This is a genomic window from Nonomuraea sp. NPDC050547 (assembly GCF_044457345.1).
Classification (GTDB): domain Bacteria; phylum Actinomycetota; class Actinomycetes; order Streptosporangiales; family Streptosporangiaceae; genus Nonomuraea.
The window spans coordinates 33,137-51,471 of sequence record NZ_JBITGW010000022.1 but is presented as its reverse complement, the minus strand read 5'-3'; the positions used below and the strand labels follow the sequence as shown (position 1 = coordinate 51,471).

The following is an 18,335-nucleotide window of genomic DNA, read 5'->3' as shown; positions in this document are numbered from 1 at the left end:
GGACCGGCCCGAAACAGGTGGCCGGTTGTGGTCAGTGCGGCAGGCTGCCGGGGGCCGGACCGCGTGTGGCACCATCTGGCCGACCGGGGCTGAGCTGGGGTGACGGCGTGGTGGTGTGTCGCGTGGGTGGCTTCAGGGAAGCCGGAGCCCGGCGGCCGGGCCCGGGTCGGAAGGTGGCGGCCGGGCCTGTGGGCGGGCCGGCTGTTGCCGGGGTCGCGGTGTTCATCCCAAGCGGCTTTTTTGTGTGCGTTCAGCGGGCTGCAAGGGCCCGGAGTTAGCGTGTGATCATGGACGATCCTGGGCGTCCCTACCAAGTCGGCGGATACTGGCTCGGGGCCAGGGTGGGCGCGGGCGGGCAGGCCGTGGTCTATGAAGGCTACGACGAGGACGGCAACAGGGCCGCGGTCAAGGTGCTGCGGCCTGACAGCGAGTTCGGGCGGGACCGGGAGGTCGCGGCGCTGGGGCGGGTGGCTTCCTTCTGTACGGCCCGCGTGCTGGCCCACGATCTCGACGCGGCCACGCCGTACCTGATCAGCGAGTTCGTGGATGGGCCGAGCCTGCGTCAGGCGGTGGGCGAGGGCGGGCCGTATGGCGGGGATGACCTGCACCGGCTCGCGACGGGGATCGCGACGGCGATGGCGGCGATCCACGCGGCCGGGGTGGTGCACCGCGATCTCAAGCCGGACAACGTGTTACTGGGGCCGGATGGGCCGCGGGTGATCGATTTCGGGATCGCGCGGGTGCTCGGCAAGTCGGCGACCAGCACGATGGGGGTGGCGGGTACGCCGCCGTACATGGCGCCCGAGGTGTTTCGGGGAGACAAGGCGGGGCCGGAGGCGGACGTCTACGCCTGGGGCGCGGTGATGGTGTTCGCGGCGACCGGCGGGCCGCCGTTCGCCGGACCGGCCGAGGCGGTCATTTACGCGCATCTGCATACCGAGCCCGACCTGTCGGGCGTCCCGGAGCGGCTGCGGGGCCTGGTGGCGCGGGCGCTGGACAAGGATCCCGGGCGCCGGCCGGGCGCGGGCGGGCTGCTGATGGAGCTGATCGGCGGCAGCGGCCTGGAGCAGGGCAGCCAGGTGGCCACGGGAGTCAGGCCGCCCGACGGGCTGGCGGGTGGCCGGCCGCCGCTCGGGGAATTGGCCGAGCGGGTGTATGCCGGGCTCGACGCGGAACGGCAGGCGCTCCTGGCGCAGATCCTGCTGCGGGGGGTGATGCCGGGAAGCACGGTGCGGGAAGTGGGGCCGGCCGAGCTGGAGGCGTTGGGGCCGGGCGTGGGAGAAGTGGTGGCGGCCCTGGTGGAGGCGGGAGTCGTCACCCGAGACGGTGGGCGGCTGGCGATGAGCCCGGCGTTGCTGCGGGCCTGGCCGCGACTGCGCGGCTGGGCGGCCGCGGAGGACATTTCGGGCTACCGGCTGGTCGGTGACGGTGCGGGGCGCTGGCAGGCGGACGGCCGGCGGCCCGGCGACCTGCTCCACGGCCACGACCTCGACCAGGCCTTACGCTGGGCCGCCACCCGCACCGGCAGGCTGGCTCCCACCGCCGTCGAACGGGAGTTCCTGGCCGCCGCGCAAGCGGCCGAAACCAGGCGCCAACGGCTCAGGCGTGCGCTCACCGCCGCGCTGGCCGTCCTGCTCATCGTGGCGGTGAGCGCCACCGCCGTGGCCGATCATCAGCGGCGGGAGGCCGACACCCAGCGGGCGACGGTCGCCCGCCAGCTCACCGAGGTGACCGCGCGGCACCTGGTCGCCGAGGCCGCCGAACTGCGGACGGTGGATCCGGCCCTAGGAATGGCCCTGTCGGCCGCGGCCTGGCAACTGGCGCCGCTGCCGGAAACCCGCGCCGGGCTCTACTCGGCGCACGCCCAGCTCGAACTCGCCCGGTTCGTGCCGCCGCCGGGTCAGATCGCCATCAGCCCCGACGGCGGTACGCTCGCCGTGCTCAACGGCCTGCGCGCCGAGCTGTGGGACCTGACCTCCGGCCGGCGGACGGCCGACATCGGCGACATGCCCGTCGCGGTCACCGCCATCGCGGTCGCCTCCGGAGGCCGGCTGCTGGCGGTGGCCGGGCCCGACGGGATCCGGTTGTGGCGCGACGGCCGGCCCGACGGCGGCGTGTTCGGCCCGCTCGGGATCTCCGACCCCCTGGGGCGAATGAAGTCGTGGCCGGGGATGATCGCTCCGCTGGAGTTCAGCCCGTCGGGCGGGGTGCTGATGGCCAAGGGCCTGGATTGGTTGCAGCTGTGGTCGGTGACCTCGCGTACGCGGATCGCCGTGCCCGGCGTGGCGCCGAACGCGGCCGTCGCCCCGGGAGATCGCCACGCGGCGCTGGCCGGCGTCGGAATCTTCGACCTCGAGAACGGCGCGAAGCTCGCCGGCCTGCCCCGGACCGGGTTCGACGGGCTGGCCTTCAGCCCCGACGGCGCCACCCTGGCGATCTCCGGCGGCCACGGCGTGCGCCTGCTGGACCGGGCGACGGGCCGGACGGAGCGGGGGACCTACCAGGCCGCCACCATCCCGGGGAGCGCCACCCGAGCGGCCTTCAGCCCGGACGGGCGCCACTTCGCCGTGGCCCACACAGGCGGCCGGATCGCCTTGTGGAAACGGGACCAGGTCAGGCCGGAGATGACCTACGACTCCGCCGACCCGGTGGACGATCTCTGGTTCACCCGAGCATCGGTGCTCCGCGTGGCCGGAGCCAGCGGCGCCGTAACCGACCTCGACCTGTCCCGCCACCTGCCGCGGCGGCGCGGCGAGGCGACGCCGAGCCCTGATGGCGCCCTCATGGCCGTGCGCCGGGTCGGCTCCGTCGAACTGCTCAGCACCGCCTCCGACCCGCCCGTCTCCGTGGGGCACCTGCCGGTTCGGCTCGGGGGACAGGACGGCTTCGCGTTCGGAGCGAGCGCCGACCGGCTGCTCACCGTCACCGGCGCGGGCCAGATCACGGTGTGGGACGTGCCCGGCCGCCGCAAGCTCACCTCGTTCACCGCGGCCGAGAGGTTCGGCATCGTGGGCCAGGTCGCGCTCAGCCGCGACGGCCGGCGTATCGCCGTGGCCGCCGACTCCGGCGGCTCCGCGGGGCTGAGCTCCACCACGGTCTACGACCTGACCGGCGAACGCATCATGCCCATTCCCACGCAGCATGGCCGCGGCGTCCTGTTCAGCCCCGACGGCGGCACCGTGATCACCCTCGGTCCTCAGCCCAAGCGCGTCACGCCGGCGACCTCTCAGTCCGAGCCGCTGGGCGGACAGAGGCTGACCGCGGCCGCCTTCAGCCCCGACGGCCGCACTCTGGTCGCGGCCACGGAGGCGGGCCAGCTCGTGCACTTCAGCACCCGCACCTGGCAACCCGTCGGCCTGCCCTACCCGTCCGGTGACCAGGTTCGCAGCCTCGTCTTCAGCGGCGACGGGCGCACGCTGGCCGTCTCCGGGCAGCGGGTGACGCTGTGGGAGACCCACACCCGCACCCGCCTGGGCACGGGCCTGGCCGGGAGGGAGAGCTCACAGGTGGCCTTCGCCGCCGGCGAGCTGATCACCGGCTGGGGACTGCGGATACCGCTGCGGACCGACGACCTGCTCAGGCAGGTGTGTCACCGGGCCGGCAGGCAGATCACGGCCGACGAATGGCACCGCTACGGCACAGGGGCCGCGGCGCCGCCCTGCCCGATGCCGTGATCACTCACAGCAGCCCGGTGAGCTGCCGCCGCGTTTCGGGGAGAGGTTCTGGAGCCGTGCGGCGGGCTTCGGACAGCGCCAGGCGGGCGGTTCGGCGGCCCTGTCGCGTCTGTCCTGCCGCGCTCAGCACGCGTGCGTGCGCGGTGAGCGCGACGACCCGTGCCGGGGCATGCACCAACGCGTCCTGCCGTGCCGCTGATCGAGTCAGCTCAACCATGGCCTCACTGGCCGACAACGCCTCGGCCGGATCCGTCGAGGACAGGATGCGCGCGCGGGTGCCGGTGACACGCGCATACAGGCTCAGATACTCGCCCGCGTAGACCCTGAACAGCTTCTCGCAGCACTCGACCGCCTCCTGCGCCGCGGCGAGCGCCTCCTCCTGCCGACCGGCCGCCCGCTCACAGGCGGCGATCGTGTCCAGGACGCCGGCCAGGGAAGGCAGGTAGCTGTAGTCGTCACGCGCACCGATCCCCTCCAACACCGCCAGGGCCTCCTGGCCGATCCGTGCGGCCTCCTCTTGCCGGCCGGCGGCGCTGAGCAGGCGGACCTGGGCAGCCAGGGCAACGGCCACGTCACGATGGAAGTCGGGACCACCACGCCACTCGCCCAGACCTTCCCTGCGGATCCGCACCGCCTCGGCCGCCAGATCGAGCGCCTCCAGCGGCCGTCCCGCCAGGGCGAGCATGCTGCAGTGCTCGTCGAGGGCCTGGCCGTACCCCTTGAGACGGGTACGCCGGTCGGTGCCCAGCAAGGCGCGGTACTGCTCGACACGCTCGCCGCTCACCGCCAGGGCCTGCTCCAGCCGGCCCGCCAGGAACAGCACCGCCGCGTAGCGGGCCAGCGCGAGCACGAACTGCTCCCGCTCGTCCGGAAGCCGGGTGCGCAAGAGATCGACCGTGGCGGCGAGTCGCCGTACGCGCCTGTGCTTGACGAGCTTCGGCAGCAACCAGCCCGTCAAGACGACCAAGGCGAGCAGTAACGCGGTCGGCCAGCCTGGCCACACCAGGAAGGCGACCAGCGCCGCAACGGCCACGAGGCCCTGCACGGCCAGAACCGCACAAGATCGCATCATGAGGTTCAGTGTGGCGAGCGCGGCCCCGACAGTCGAGCCACCTCCTGCCCGCTACATGACCCGCCGGCTTTCGCGCCAACGGCGGAGCCGAGGAGAGAGAAGGCTGCGGTGTGCTCACCCCCACGACGCCGCGTGGGACCCCTCCTCGGCAACAGGCCCCGGCGCGGGGTGAGCCTCAGGGCTGGGGCGCGACTCCGCTGCCGAGGGCGTCGAACAGGCGCTCCAGCCGGGCGCGGTGGTCGTCCGCGACGGTGTCGGCCGCTTCTCCGGCGATCAGGCGCCGGGCGGTCTCCACCAGCACCGTGGAGTAGCCGGCCACGAAGAAGGCGGCGAGCAGCGGGGCGTCGCCGTCGAAGGCCGGGTCGCGGTCGAGTTCGCCGGCGAGCGTCTGCTGGAGATCGAATGCGATCTCCCTGGCGCGGGCGACCAGCGCCGGCGAGGCCACGACGGTCCGGAAGAAGGGGAGGGACCCGTCCTTGAGCCCGGACAGGGCATGCCGTTCCTCAAGAAGACCGAACGCCATGTCGCGCAGGGACTGGAGCACTCCGGCGTCCGGGGCACGCTCGCGTACCGCCGCGCGCAGGAGCTCGACGGCGTCGACCTGGCGGTCCAGCAGGAGGTCCTCCTTGCGCGGGAAGTGCTTGAAGACCGTCACGGCCGAGACCCCGGCCTCCCGCGCGACCTCGGTGACCGTGACCGTGTCGAATCCGCGTTCCAGGAACAGCCGGGTCGCGACCTCCGAAATCTTCGCACGCGTCCGCGGTCCGCCTCGCGCACTGGTCCTGGGCATCCCGACCTCACTTCCTTGTGCAACTTAACTTAGTCGCATAACCTAGTCGCATGTCCTTCGAACAGACCCCTGTCATGTGTCATTGTCACCGGACCGGGCTCCAGCGGGCCGCGCGCCACCGCGATCACGACGTGAGGGGAGTCCGCCATGAATGAGCCGGGTGCGGGCGGGCCCGGTCGTGGTCCCCGATCGCTGCGGGAGGCGTGGGTCGCGCTGGCGGGGCTGTCGGCGGTGTTCCTCTTCGAGATGCTGGACAACTCCATCCTGAACGTCGCGCTGCCCGTGATCGGCCGCGACCTGCACGCCTCGGCCACCGCGTTGCAGTGGGTGACCGGCGCCTACGCGGTCGTGTTCGGCGGACTGATGCTCGCCTTCGGCGCGGTCGCCGACCGGTTCGGCCGGCGGCGGATCATGCTGATCGGGCTCGTCCTGCTCGGCGTGGCGAGCCTGGCGACCGCCGTGGTCACCACTCCCGCGCAGCTGATCGCCGTCCGGGCGACGATGGGGGTCGCCGCCGCGATGACCACCCCGGGGTCGATGGCGCTGGCGTTCCGGCTGTTCGACGAGGACGGCCTGCGCGTGCGCGCGCTGACCCTCATCTCGACCGTCGGCCTGGTCGGGCTCGCGATCGGCCCGACCGCGGGCGGCATGGTGCTGGCGGTCGCGCCGTGGCAGGTCCTGCTGCTGGTGAACGTGCCGATCGCCGCGCTCGCCTTCTTCTGCGTGCGGTACGGCATCGCCGCCGACGACCCGGCCGGGCTCCACCACGACCCCCTCGACGTCCCCGGGATGCTGCTGGGCACGGCGGCGATCGTGCTCACGCTCCTCGCGCCGACGCTGTTCGTGGACCAGGGCGCCGGCTCCTGGGCGCCCTGGGCGGTGACCGCCGGGGCCGCCGCGTCGGTGACCTGCTTCGTCCTGCGCGAACGCCTGGCCCGCCACCCGCTGCTCGACCTGAAGCTCCTCGCCCTGCCCCTGGTCTCCAGCGGCCTGGCCTACAAGGCCGCCACCGGTCTGGCGACCGCCGGGCTCACCTATCTGGTGACGCTGCAACTACAGCTCGACTGGGGCTGGACCCCCGCACTGGCCGCCCTCGGGATGCTGCCGCAGGTCGTCGTCCTCATCGCGGGCAGCCCGTTCGTCAACCCGTTCGTACGGCGCGTCGGCCTGGACCGGGCCGCGTGGATCAGCGCCGCGGCGGTCGTGTCCGGACTCGCCGTCCACGGCCTGCTCGGCCGGTTCGGCTACCCGTGGGTCGCGCTCGCGCTCGTCCTCGTGGCGGCCGGGATGCGCGTGGTCGGCGTCGTCGCCGGGCTCAACGTGGTCCGCGGCCTGCCCGGCAACCGCACCACCATCGGCACCGCGCTCGTCGACACCGCAAGCCAGGTCGCCACCGGTACCGGCATCGCCGTCACCGGCACCATCCTCGCCCTCCTGTTCACCGGCGACCTCACCGCGTCCCCCTGGGGCCCGAGGCAGACCGCCGAGTTCCACCAGGCCGTCACCATCGCCGGCCTCACCCTCACCCTCGTCGCGGCGGCCCTCGTCGGCTGGGGGTTCGTCCGCACCCGACGCGCCGCCGGCGTCCGGGCGGCCACTCCCGTCAACGACACCGTCCCCCAGGACGCCTGACACCCCATCGACCACGATTCCGCCTGCCCGACGACCGGGTCGTGATCCTCGGCGCGCTCCATTCCGTGCCCTCATCCGTGCCCGACTCCCCACCTGCCCCCCTGGCCGGGGGGCCAGGTCACGTACTCCTGAACAGCCGGTCCAGGTGCACGTCGATCGCGGCGAGCGCGTCCTTGGGCTCGATCACGTCGAGTTCGATCAGGGAGGTGAAGCCGGTGAGGGCGAGGAGCAGGTTGGTCTCGGTCGCCGGGTCGCGGCCGGGGTCGATGTGCCCGTCGGCGATCGCCTGGCGGACCAACCGCTCGACGAGGTCCCGCCCCTGGACGAGGCCGCGCCGCGCCTGCTCGTGCACGGCCTCGTCGTGCAGCGCCTCCAGGGCGTAGGCGGCGCTCATCCGGCTGGTCGCGCGGGCGTCGGCATGCAGGGGGAGCATTTCCGCGAGCGTCAGTCGCAGCACGTCACGGGGGTGCGGGCGGTCACCGAGCTTTTCCAGCCCCTGGTGTACGCGCGCCGCGGTCCGCTCGGAGGCGAAGTCCATGGCGAAGGAGAGCATGGCGGTGCGGGAGGCGAAGTAGTGCTGCAGCTGCCCGAGTGACATGCCCGCCTCCTGCGCCACCACGCGCATCGTCAGCTGTGTGACGCCGCGCTGCTCCACCACCCGCCACAGCGCGCGGGCGATCGCTTCGCGGCGTCCGCGGTGATCCACCTGTTTCGGCATCGCCGGCTCCTCGCTCGTACCCCGGACTGGTTCAATACAGTTGACATAATACACCTGACCCGTAATGTTGGGGTCCACTCGAGGGAAGGAATCGTCATGTCCGAGCAGCCGAAGGTACGGACCACGGAAGGCGTGGTGCAGGGGCTCAGACGGCAGGGGCACGCGGTGTTCCGCGGCATCCCCTACGCCCAGCCCCCGGTCGGAGCGCTCCGCTTCGCCGCGCCCGCGCCGCCCCACCGCTGGGAGGGGACGAGGCAGGCGGTCGAGTTCGGCCCCGTGGTGCCGCTGTCCCTGCCGATCGAGGTGCCCCCGCAGGGTCCCGACTGGCTGACGCTCAACGTCGGCACTCCGGATCCCGGCGCGGCCGGACTGCCGGTGCTGGTGTGGATCCCCGTGGGCGGCTACCTCTCGGCGGCGTCGAGCGACCCGATGTTCGACCCGGCAGCGCTGGCCGAGGCGGGAATCGTCGTGGTGACGATCAACTGCCGCGTGGGAGCGGAGGGATTCGCGTTCCTCGACGACGTGCCGCCCAACCGCGGATTCCTCGACCAGATCGCGGCGCTGGAGTGGGTGCAGCGCAACATCGCCGCCTTCGGAGGCGACCCCGGCCAGGTCACCGTGGCCGGGGTGTCCGCCGGGGCGGGGTCGGTCGCCGCCCTCCTGACGATGAAGTCCGCGCGCGGACTGTTCCGGCGGGCCATGGCCCACTCGGTGCCGGGGCTGTACAGCACCCCCGCGCTGGCACGGCGGGTCACCGCCACGTTCGCGGACCGGGTCGGCGCCGCGGCCCCCACCGCCGAGGCCCTGCGCGACATCGACCCATGGCGCCTGGCCGCCGAGCTCACCTCCTTCAACGCCGGCCTTCACGCGTACCGGGAGAGCTGGGGACGCCTCACGGAGGCCGGCACCGCGCTGTGCCCCGTCGTCGACGGCGAGGTTCTCACGGAAACGCCCTGGCCCGCGCTGACCGGCGCGCGCGCGAGCGGGACCGAACTGCTCGTCGGCCACGCCCGGGACGAATTCCGGTTCTTCAGCGTCATGAGCGGCCGGTACGGCACCTTCACCGAGGAGGACGCCCACGCCGCCCTGGAACTGCTCGCCCCGCGGCCGGACGGCGCGCGGGCCTACCGTGCCGCGTTCCCGCAGGCAGGCCCGGAGGAGCTGGTGGAGACGGTGTACTCCGACGCCCTCTTCCGCATGCCGTCACAGAAGCTGGCCGAGGCGAACACCGCGGCCGGCGGCACCTCGTACCTGTTCGAACTGTGCTGGGTCGCCCCGGCCCTCGGCGGCATCCTGGGCGCCTGCCACAGCCTCGACGTGCCCCTGGCGTTCGGCACGCTGGACAGCCCCGTCGGCGCCCAGCTCATCGGCGAGGAGCCCACTCCCGAGGCCGTCGCGCTCTCCCGCGAACTCCAGGAGGTATGGGTCCGCTTCGTCACCACCGGCGACGCGGGCTGGCCGGCCCACCGGCCCGGCGAACACCTCACCCGCGTCCTGGATACCGAGTCGAAGACTCTGCCCTACCCCGAGCAGGCATCGCGCCAGATCTGGGAAGGCCACGCCCCCGCCCCCTTCGATCTCTCGTAATCGTCCGGCTCGGCTCCCACGACCGCGACGCCGCCCCTCACCGACGATCGGAGTCCCCGTGGGGATCAGCCGAGCGTGAACGTCCTGGCGCGGAATCGGCGCAGGCTGGGAGGGTGGACCTCATGATGGAGGACTTGCGGGACGCCGAGCGCCGGCTCCAGGCCGCTCAGCTGGCTGGAGATGTCGAGGCGCTGGATCGGCTGCTGGACGATCGGCTGATCTTCACCTTCGGCGGGAACGTTGCGACCAAGGCGGACGACCTGGAGCTGCACCGCACCCGGGCGCAGGTGGTGACGAAGGTGGCCGAGGAGGAGTTGACCGTGCTCGCCGATGGGCACACCGGGGTGACGTGGTTTCTCGGCACCATCGAAGGGACCGTCAACGGCGCGCCGTTCGCGGCCAGGATGCGCTACACCCGTACGTGGCTGTACGGCGAGCCGCACGGCTGGCGAATCATCGCCGTGCACGCCGGCACGACCGATTGACACAGCCGACACGTTGCCCGACGACCGGCGGCCAGATGGTCGCCGGCGAGGCTCGACCATCCCGGCAAGATCAAGAACTGGATCTTGGTACCCCGGCTCCGGCCTGCGCACGAACGGATCGAAGCCGGAGGGATCGGTGCCGACATCGGGCGCGGGATACTCGGCGATGGCTGGGACCGCCGGTCAGTCGATGCCTTCGATGATGCGGAAGTCGCGCTGGAAGTCGTCGGGGAGGGCCACCAGCGCCTTCTGGTACGCCTCGCTCTCGTATGCCGCGACGGCCTGTTCAAAGCTGTCGAACTCGATCAGAACGACGCGCTGCGTGATCCCGGCCTCGTGGGCGACGACTCGACCGCCACGGGACGGGAGCAAGGCCAGGTTGCGCCCGCCCCCTGCCTGGACAGCCTGACCGGCCAGCTTGTCGTAGGCGGTCAGCCTCTCAAGGTCGGTGTTGGCGGGGTAGACACTGACCCAGTAGCCCTTGGCCATGCAAACCTCCTGTGTTGGGCCGGACGCGTCCGACTTCGAATGGACACTCAGATCGATCGATCCCGGCGACGGGTTCCATCGTCATATGCGCAGGTTAGGGCTTGATGTGCGGCCGAGGGAAAGATCGGTACGGGCTAGACTCAGAACGGATCGTTATCAATCGGCAGGGAGGGCACGTGGCGCCGGATACGGTCAGCCTGCGCTACTTCCTGGTGCTGGCACAGGAGCTGAACTTCACCCGCGCGGCCGCACGGATCGGCATCGCGCAGCCCGCACTCAGCGCCCGGATGCGCCGATTGGAGGCGGAACTCGGTACGGACCTGCTGGTCCGCAACACGCGTAGCGTCGTGTTGACCACGGCCGGTGTGGCTTTGGCGGAGTCCGCGCCACCGGCGCTGGCGGCGCTGGACCGGGCATGGGACGCCGCCCGGAGCGCGGCGGCCGGTGAACTGGGCACGCTGCGCATCGGATACAGCCTCAGCGCCGGGTCCGAGACGGTACCGGCCCTGGTGGACAGGCTGATTCGCGGCAACAGCGGACTCGAGGTCGGCGCGGTCCCGATGGCGACACCGGAGATCACCCCCGCGGTCGCCGACGGCCGCATCGATGCCGGGATCACCCGCGGTGAACAGCCGGGCCGTGACGTGCGCCGGTTCCTGTTGCGGCGTATGCGCGTCGGGGTCCAGCTGGCGGAGCACCATCCGCTGGCCGAACACCCGGAGATCGAGATCGCCGACGCGGCCGCGTACCCGCTGCGACTCCCGGACCGGGAGGCCAACCCCGTGATCCACGATCAGCTGTCCGCACTGTTCCGAGACACCCGACCACACCCCCGATTCCACACGCCCGCGGTCTCCTTCGACATGTCTCAGCGCGACCTGCGCGACGGGATCACCCTCGCCCCGGCCGGAGAAGCCGCGGCCACGGCACAACCGCCCGGTCTCACCTGGCGGCCGCTGCGGGGCGCGCCCAGCCTGACGATTCACCTGGTCCTCCCACGCGAGCAGTCGCCGCTACACCGCCGCCTCCGTGCCGTCGCCACAACCCTGGCGCACGAGCTGCACTGGCTTGCCGATGGTCCCGGGCGCGCCGCCGGGACGGGGTGTTACGGTCCGCCCGGCTGACGCGACTATGTGGGTATGAGGCTGCGGGCCGGGCTGTGGTGGGTGGCGTCGGTGGTGATGCCGGTCGCCGTCGCCGTGGCTGGTAACCAGATACTCAACGACGGCGTCTGGAGCGGGCCCTGGATCGCCATCGCCATGGGGCTGGCAGGGGCCGGTGCCGTGGTGGCGCGGCGGGTGAGCCGGCCGCCGCCGGCGCCGACGTCGCCGGACGCGGTGGCGACCCGGCTGGCCGGGGAGGTGCGCAGGCAGTGGACGGCCGAGGCGGCCCGGCGGCACGTGCACCCGGTGCCTTTGCAGGTGCGCTGGTCGAGCACCGGACGGCCGGTCGCGGCTGGACGGGAACTGGTGATCGACGACGACAGCGGCGCGAGCTGGGAGTTGCTGCCACTGACGGGGACGGCGCGGGAGACGGTGGCCGCCTTTCGCGCCCTGCCGCATCGGCAGCTGGTCGTGCTGGGCGAGCCGGGGGCGGGTAAGAGCGTGCTGGCGATGCTGCTCACCCTGGGCCTGCTGAAGGAGGCCGCGGCGGGCGGGACCGTGCCGGTGCTGCTCCCGATCTCCTCGTGGAACCCCGCGCTGGAGTCGGTCGAGGAGTTCGTGATCCGGCGCCTGGATGAGGACTACGACCTTCTGACCGTACGGGACGGCGACGGCCCGGCCTGGGCGCGTGAGCTGGTCGAGGCGGGCCGGGTGCTGCCGGTGCTCGACGGGCTGGACGAGTTGCCGGTGGCGGCGTACGTACGGGCGGTGCGGGAACTGGACCTGCTGGCCGCGGCCGGCAGGCCGCTGGTCCTCACCTGCAGGGGCGAGGAGTACGAGCAGGCGATCACGGCCGGCGGCCCGGTGCTGTCCATGGCGGCGGTCGTCGAGATCGAGCCGGTGGGCGTCGAGGAGGCCATCGCCTTCCTGTCCCATCCGGCTCCATCCCGCGCCCGCTGGCAGCGGGTGTTCGAGCACCTGCGCGCGCAGCCCGACGGGGTGCTGGCCACGGTGTTGTCCACGCCCTTCATGGTCTGGCTGGCCCGCGCCGCCTTTCAGGCCACGAGCACCGATCCCGACCGGCTGATCGCGATGACCGACCGGAGCGAGATCGCGGCCACGCTCATGGACGGGTTCGTCGCCGCCGAATACCGAAGCCGTCCGGGACGTCGCCGGAGCCGCAACCGGCCGGAGCACGCGGCGCGCTGGCTGGGGCGGCTGGCGTACCAGCTGCGAGAGACCCGCCTGCGCGACTGGTGGTGGTGGCAGCTGACGGTCAGTCCCACTCCCAAATACCCCAATCTCGCCGAGACCGGGCGGGCGATGGTGGCCATGCTCGTGGCCGGGGCGGGCCTGGTGGCAGCGGTGGGCGGTTTCGCCGGTCTGCGGGCGGCGCTGGCGGGGTGTCTGGCGATCGGGTTCGCCGCCGCCCGGACGTTCCGCCCGTTATGGCCGGACACGTACCCGCCGTACGTACGGTGGCGCTATCGCACGGCGCGGACCGAGCGGGCCCGCAGGCGAAGGCGCGCGGCCGGGTTCGGGATCGTGTTCGGCCTGGCCGCGGGGTTCGTGGCGGACGCGTGGGCGGCGGCCTTGATCGCCGTTCCCGCCGCCACGCTGGCCACCGTCGTGCTGCCGTGGACGGCCGCGCGTACCGAACACCCCACACCACGGCTGACCTTCCGCGCCAACCACCGCAACGCCGTACTGGCCGCCGTCCGGCACGCGCTGATCGGCGGCCCGGCCTTCGCGCTCGGGGCCCTGGTGACGGGACCGCTCGGACAGGTGGCCGCCGTGTCGGGAATCGCGGCACTGGTGTACGCGGGCGCCGCGGGCCTCGCCGCCGGATGGTGGACCTGGACCAGGTTCCGGATCATCCACCTGTTCCTGGCGGCCTGCGGCAAGCTGCCCTGGCGGTTGTGGGCCTTCGTCGAGGACGCGCACCAGCGCCAGATGCTGCGCCAGGCCGGATCCGCCTGGCAGTTCCGGCACGCCCTGCTCCAGGACCATCTCGCCGACGCCTCCCACCTCGATCACCTGCGCGGCCGCGCCAAACTGGGAGGCCCGCGGGCCCGGCTGGAGCTGGCGCGACTCCTGGGCGCGCGGGGCCACATCGACGAACTACGCGCCCGCACGGACCAAGGTGACCGCTTCGCCCGCGGTTTCCTGGTCGACCTCTTGCGAAAGCAGGGCAAGATCGGCGAGGCCACTGCCATCCTGCGGAAGCACGCCGACGCGGGCGACGACTACGCCGCCGCCGATCTGGTCCCGCTGCTGGCCGAACAAGGACTCGTGTCCGAGTTACGCGCCAGAGCCGAGGCCGGGGACTGGAACGCACGCCGTGAGCTGGTAAAACTTCTGGAGGCTCAGGGCCGGCTCGACGAGTTGCGGATCCTGGGCGATGCCGGTGATCGGGACGCCGCCTGGGCGCTCGCCAAACTACTGGCCGAGCAGGGGCGGCACGAGGAACTCCGCACGCGCGCCGAGGCAGGCGACGGGGGCGCCGTCGCCGCCTTGGCGAGGCTGCTGGCGGAGCAGGGCCGGGTCGAGGAGTTACGCGCCCTGTCCGAGGCCGGTTGGCGCATGGTCGATCGCCTGCTGGCCAAGACGCTGGCCGCGCAGGACCGCGTCGACGAGGCCGTCACCGTTCTGCGGGCCCGCGCCGACGACGGCGATCGCCAAGCGGCCGACCAGCTGATCGACATGCTGATGGAACGGGGCCGGATCCAGACGCTGATGCCGATCCTGGAGGACTACGCGGAGCCGAGAGGCGCGATGGCCAACGCCACCACGGCCGAACGGCTGGTCGCACTGGGACACGTCGAAGAGGCGATCACGTTCCTGGACGCCCGTGTCGCCCCTTCCAGCGCCGACGCCCAGCACGTGACCGGGCAACTGGCCAACCTGCTCGCCGCCCACGGACGCCTGGATGAGGCGATCGACCTCCTGCGGACCCGTTTCGACTCCTTGTACGGCCCCAACGCGGACCAGCAGGTGGCCCGCCTGCTCGCCGAGCACGGACGCCTCGACGAGCTGAAGGCGGAGTCCGACGCGGGAAACTGGAGCGCCACGACCAGGCTGATCGATCTGATGATCGAGGGGGGACAGGCCGGGGACGCCATCGACTTCCTGCAAGAGGTCGTCGCCGCGAGAGGCGGCAGCGCACACGCGGGTGGCCCGGTGGACCGGCTGGTCAAACTGCTGATCGGTGCCGAACGTCTGGATGAGGCGCTGGGGCTGCTGCGCAGGCGGGCCGATGCCGACGACTGGTACGCCTCCAAGGAGCTCGCCAGGCTCCTGGGCGTCGAGGGCAACGTCGAGGAGTTGCGGGCACGTGCCGCGGCGGGAGACGCGTCCGCCGCGTCCGAGCTGGCCAGGGTTCTGGACGAGCAGGGGCTGACGCATGAGTTGCGGGCGCGGGCCGACGCCGGAGACCCGTACGCGGCCCAGCGCCTTGGTCGTTTGCCCTGAATGGCGACAACCTTCGCCAGGGCGTGCATCCTGTTATTGGCAGAGCACGCAGGCAGTTCATTTCGGGCCTCCTCATCGAAGGGGATCAGCGATGTTCCGGCTCCGGCTGGCAATGACCGTCCTGGCAGCGCCCCTGCTTCTCCTCGGCAGCGTGGCAAGCGCGTCAGCGAGTCCAAGCAGTGAAGGTTTCAGCGCCGTGTATCCTCCCGGCACCCCCGGACCGTTCAAGATCGCCAACCATGAGGAGCTGGGGTTGTGCCTTGACACCACCGGCAACCTCGGTGGGGACGTCTACCTGGGCCGTTGCCACAGCGCAGACCCCGGGCAGAGGTGGGGCTGGTGGAACGGCGGGTGGCTCATCCACCTCCCCAGCAGCTACTGCCTGGCCGCTGTCACCACGGGCACCGGCGTCCGCCTGGCCGAGCTGCAGCGCTGCATCGATCATCGCATCCAGCATTGGACGCACCAGAACTTCTTCATTCGCACCACGAGTACGGGCAGCATCGAGTGCCTGAGTCCCGCTATCGCTGTGGAGGGGGCACACGTGACGCCCGGAACCTGCGTCGCCACTCCCTCGCAACGGTGGAACGTGACCTACTGGTAGCAGCAGGTCACCTGCCCGAACCATCGCGTCGATCGATCTGTCCGCAGATGGTACGGCGTGGCCTCGACGCCGGCGGCCGGGTCAGCCGATCAGGTTGTAGGCGGCGACCACACTCAGGTAGGCGAGCGCGGCGAGGGCGACGGCGGTGTGGTGGATGCGTCCGACCGGGCTCCACCAGCCCTTGAACCAGGCGAGCGTGGTGGTCGCCAGCGTCGTGGCGGTCGCGGCCGCGGCGAGCAGGGGCAGGGTGGTGATGGCCGTGAACAGCGGGCTGCCGCCGAGGAAGAAGTCGGCCTGGTTGGCGTCGAAGTCGGCGAACATCGCCGCGAGGGATCCGGCGGAGGCCGTGACGAGCGCCGCCGTGATCCAGCCCGGCAGCCCGGCCAGGCGCGGCGCGCCGGTCGCGCCTCGTCCCTGGGGCGCGAGGCGGCGGCGGGTGGAGCGTACGGCGCGGGTGAGGGGCCAGGCCACCACTGACAGCAGCAGGACGGTCAGGCTGACGCCGAGCATGCCGAGATGCAGGGTGGGCGATTGGTACCAGGCCAGGCGTTCGAGGGGCCCGACCGGGTTCTCCGTGGCCAGGAGGCCGTCTTCGCGGAACCGGATCGTCCGGTAGCCGTTCTTCTCGCGGAACAGGCCGGGGGCGATCTGCGTCCATTGCCGGCTCTCGGTGGGGCCGTGCGCGACCGCGCCGGTGGTGGTCAGGGTGCCGTCGCCGGCGGCGCTCACCGTCACCACGCCGGTGAGCGAGCTGAGCTTGCCGAGATCGGTCATGTCGGCGGCCAGGGCCGTACGGTAACTGCCGGTGAACCGGGTGACGTCGGGCAGCGGGCCCGGCGCGCCGGGCTCCGGGGCGGGGGCCGGGGCGAAGCGGTCGGCGAAGGCGTTGACCAGGGACCAGGCGGAGTCGGGTCCGCCCTTGCCGGTGCCGTTGAAGGAGGCGTAAACGCCCATGTGCCGCTCGGGGATCAGCGCCATGATCGCGAAGTATCCGGGGATGTTGCCGCGGTGGACGAGCAGGCGCCGGCCGTTCCTGGTGTACTCCTGGAAGCCGTATCCCTGGCCGGCCGTGCCCTCGGCGTTGCCGAAGTGGCGGCTCTGCATGAGGCGGACGCTGTCCGGCTTGAGTATCGTGCCGCCGCCGGTCAGCTGGGCCAGCATGAAGGCGGCCATGTCGGTGGCGGTGGAGCGGAATCCGGCGCCGTGCGGTGGCATGTGCCCGTACTTGGTGCCTTCTGCCCGGATCTGGCGACCGTCCTGCAAGCGGTAGCCGGGTGCCAGCGCCCGGGCGATGTGGCCCGGCTCGGGCTGAGCCATGGAGGAGTGCGTCATGCCGAGCGGGCGGAAGATGTTCTCCTGTACGTACTGGTGGAAGGGCATGCCCGAACGGACCTCGACCAGGTAGCCGGCCAGGCCCATCCCGTAGTTGGAGTAGACGGCCCTGGCGCCGGGCGGGCGGATCCTGGGTGGCTGGTGGTCGGCGAGGTGGTCGCCGAGCCGGTGAACGTCCTGGGCCGTGGCCGCGCCGGTGCCGAAGTCGCCGCCGGCGAACCCGGCGGTGTGGGTCAGGAGGTTGGCCATGGTGACGGGCCGGCCCGGATAGGCGTCGTCGATCTTGAATGCGGTGAGGTACTGGTTGACGTCCGCCTTCAGGTCGATCCGGCCTCGTTCGACGAGCTGCATGACCGCGGTGGCGGTGATCAGCTTGGCCACTGAGGCGGGGGCGAAGACGGTCTGCCCGGCGTCCACGGGACGGCCGGTCTCCACCTCGGCGACGCCGTAGCCCTGGGCGAACACCTGGCGGCCGCCCGCCACGACGGCGATCGCCCCGCCGGGGATCTGGTGCTCCTTCAGCTGCCGGAGCATGGAGGCGTCGGCGAACCGCCGTACGGACTGGGCGGGGTCGGCGACCGTCGCGGCGGCGGGCGCGCTCACCATGAGGAGCGGAACGGCGACGCCAAGTGAAGAGATCAGGGCACGCCGGCGAGAGGGTTTGCGTTGGAGCAGCATGAGCTGCTCTCCTTTCTGTGGGAGCACGTACGCGTCAAAGGCACGCCGTCACGGCGTGGTCGTGCGGTTCCGCGGTCCGGGGGTGAGTTGCCGCTCGCCCCCGGACTTCTGTCTCAGGTTCGTCAGTCGACGCTGCGCAGGATCGTCTCCATCGCGGCGACTCTCTCCGTCAGCTCGCCAAGCCTGGCCTGCACCTCACTCTGCTGCTGTACGGCCCGCTCGGCCATGTCGCGATACCTGGCCATCTCGGCCGTCAGCACCTCGGTGCGGTGCCGCTCGAACCGGAAGTAGAACGCCAGGCACGCCGTGATGGCGCTGAACAGAATCAGTACGACCACGATGGGGATCACGATGGAACCGATGTCGATCACTGCGGGGTCTCCTGCACCTGGTGGGGTCCTTCCTCGTCGTCCGCGCGCAGAGCCGCGAGAACGGTGTCGATCGTCAGGGTGAGCTCGAAGGGCAGCAGCTCGATGTACTTCATCGCCTTGCCGTCGGCCGACAGCTCCAGCTGCCCCTCGATCAGCTTCGCCTTCTCCAGCCGCTCCAGATGCATGTAGAGCAGCGCACGGGACATCCCGATCCGGCGAGCCAGCTCGCTGACATGGACGCGACCACCGGCCAGCTCGGCCAGGATCCGCAACCGCAGAGGGTGCCCGACCGCGCTGAGCAGGCTGAGCAACTCTTCGCTGGTCGACAT

14 protein-coding genes are annotated in these 18,335 nt (G+C 71.9%); 7 read left to right on the top strand and 7 right to left on the bottom strand.

Annotated elements, in window-relative coordinates; all coding sequences use genetic code 11:
- Positions 1-287 precede the first annotated feature (287 nt).
- Positions 288-3,674: a protein kinase gene (locus ACIBHY_RS43415; protein ID WP_397309786.1), complete on the top strand. Its 3,387-nt coding sequence runs from the start codon at positions 288-290 to the stop codon at positions 3,672-3,674.
- A gap of 4 nt (positions 3,675-3,678) precedes the next feature.
- On the opposite strand, the gene ACIBHY_RS43410 is transcribed toward ACIBHY_RS43415, so the two are convergent.
- On the bottom strand, positions 3,679-4,746 hold the full coding sequence (locus ACIBHY_RS43410) for a hypothetical protein (RefSeq protein WP_397309785.1): 1,068 nt from the start codon (positions 4,744-4,746) through the stop codon (positions 3,679-3,681).
- A gap of 175 nt (positions 4,747-4,921) precedes the next feature.
- Positions 4,922-5,536 carry a TetR/AcrR family transcriptional regulator gene (locus ACIBHY_RS43405; protein ID WP_397255220.1) on the bottom strand — a complete coding sequence of 205 codons (615 nt, stop codon included), beginning with the start codon at positions 5,534-5,536 and terminating at the stop codon, positions 4,922-4,924.
- Positions 5,537-5,683: 147 nt separating this feature from the next.
- Here ACIBHY_RS43405 and ACIBHY_RS43400 point away from each other — a divergent pair, with 147 nt between their 5' ends.
- Positions 5,684-7,168, top strand: coding sequence for an MFS transporter (locus tag ACIBHY_RS43400; protein WP_397309783.1), 1,485 nt, complete (start codon positions 5,684-5,686; stop codon positions 7,166-7,168).
- A 118-nt stretch (positions 7,169-7,286) separates the two neighbouring features.
- Here ACIBHY_RS43400 and ACIBHY_RS43395 read toward each other — a convergent pair whose 3' ends face one another.
- On the bottom strand, positions 7,287-7,886 hold the full coding sequence (locus ACIBHY_RS43395; protein WP_397255224.1) for a TetR/AcrR family transcriptional regulator: 600 nt from the start codon (positions 7,884-7,886) through the stop codon (positions 7,287-7,289).
- Between the two features lie 96 nt (positions 7,887-7,982).
- Here ACIBHY_RS43395 and ACIBHY_RS43390 point away from each other — a divergent pair, with 96 nt between their 5' ends.
- Both ACIBHY_RS43390 and ACIBHY_RS43385 read left to right on the top strand, forming a co-directional pair.
- Complete coding sequence (locus ACIBHY_RS43390; protein WP_397255226.1) at positions 7,983-9,473, top strand: carboxylesterase/lipase family protein; 1,491 nt, start codon at positions 7,983-7,985, stop codon at positions 9,471-9,473.
- 122 nt (positions 9,474-9,595) lie between these two features.
- Positions 9,596-9,958: a nuclear transport factor 2 family protein gene (locus ACIBHY_RS43385; RefSeq protein WP_397255228.1), complete on the top strand. Its 363-nt coding sequence runs from the start codon at positions 9,596-9,598 to the stop codon at positions 9,956-9,958.
- Between the two features lie 183 nt (positions 9,959-10,141).
- On the opposite strand, the gene ACIBHY_RS43380 is transcribed toward ACIBHY_RS43385, so the two are convergent.
- Positions 10,142-10,447 carry a DUF1330 domain-containing protein gene (locus ACIBHY_RS43380; RefSeq protein WP_397309782.1) on the bottom strand — a complete coding sequence of 102 codons (306 nt, stop codon included), beginning with the start codon at positions 10,445-10,447 and terminating at the stop codon, positions 10,142-10,144.
- Between the two features lie 176 nt (positions 10,448-10,623).
- On the opposite strand from ACIBHY_RS43380, the gene ACIBHY_RS43375 reads away from it, so the two are divergent.
- The 3 genes from ACIBHY_RS43375 to ACIBHY_RS43365 all read left to right on the top strand — a co-directional run bounded on the left by ACIBHY_RS43375 (position 10,624) and on the right by ACIBHY_RS43365 (position 15,625).
- Entirely contained in the window at positions 10,624-11,571 is a 948-nt protein-coding gene (locus tag ACIBHY_RS43375) for a LysR substrate-binding domain-containing protein (RefSeq protein WP_397309781.1), read from the top strand.
- Positions 11,572-11,586: 15 nt separating this feature from the next.
- Entirely contained in the window at positions 11,587-15,021 is a 3,435-nt protein-coding gene (locus tag ACIBHY_RS43370) for a hypothetical protein (protein WP_397309779.1), read from the top strand.
- Between the two features lie 196 nt (positions 15,022-15,217).
- Positions 15,218-15,625, top strand: a complete 408-nt coding sequence (locus ACIBHY_RS43365; protein WP_397255236.1) for an RICIN domain-containing protein — start codon at positions 15,218-15,220, stop codon at positions 15,623-15,625.
- An 81-nt stretch (positions 15,626-15,706) separates the two neighbouring features.
- Here the strand turns inward: ACIBHY_RS43365 and ACIBHY_RS43360 are convergent, their stop codons facing one another.
- From ACIBHY_RS43360 to ACIBHY_RS43350, 3 genes are all read right to left on the bottom strand, one after another.
- A complete protein-coding gene (locus ACIBHY_RS43360) occupies positions 15,707-17,635 on the bottom strand; it encodes a serine hydrolase (RefSeq protein ID WP_397255238.1) in 1,929 nt (642 codons plus the stop codon).
- A gap of 122 nt (positions 17,636-17,757) precedes the next feature.
- Entirely contained in the window at positions 17,758-18,006 is a 249-nt protein-coding gene (locus ACIBHY_RS43355) for a hypothetical protein (RefSeq protein ID WP_397255240.1), read from the bottom strand.
- Positions 18,003-18,335, bottom strand: a complete 333-nt coding sequence (locus tag ACIBHY_RS43350; protein ID WP_397255242.1) for an ArsR/SmtB family transcription factor — start codon at positions 18,333-18,335, stop codon at positions 18,003-18,005. The genes ACIBHY_RS43355 and ACIBHY_RS43350 overlap by 4 nt, the downstream gene beginning before the upstream one ends.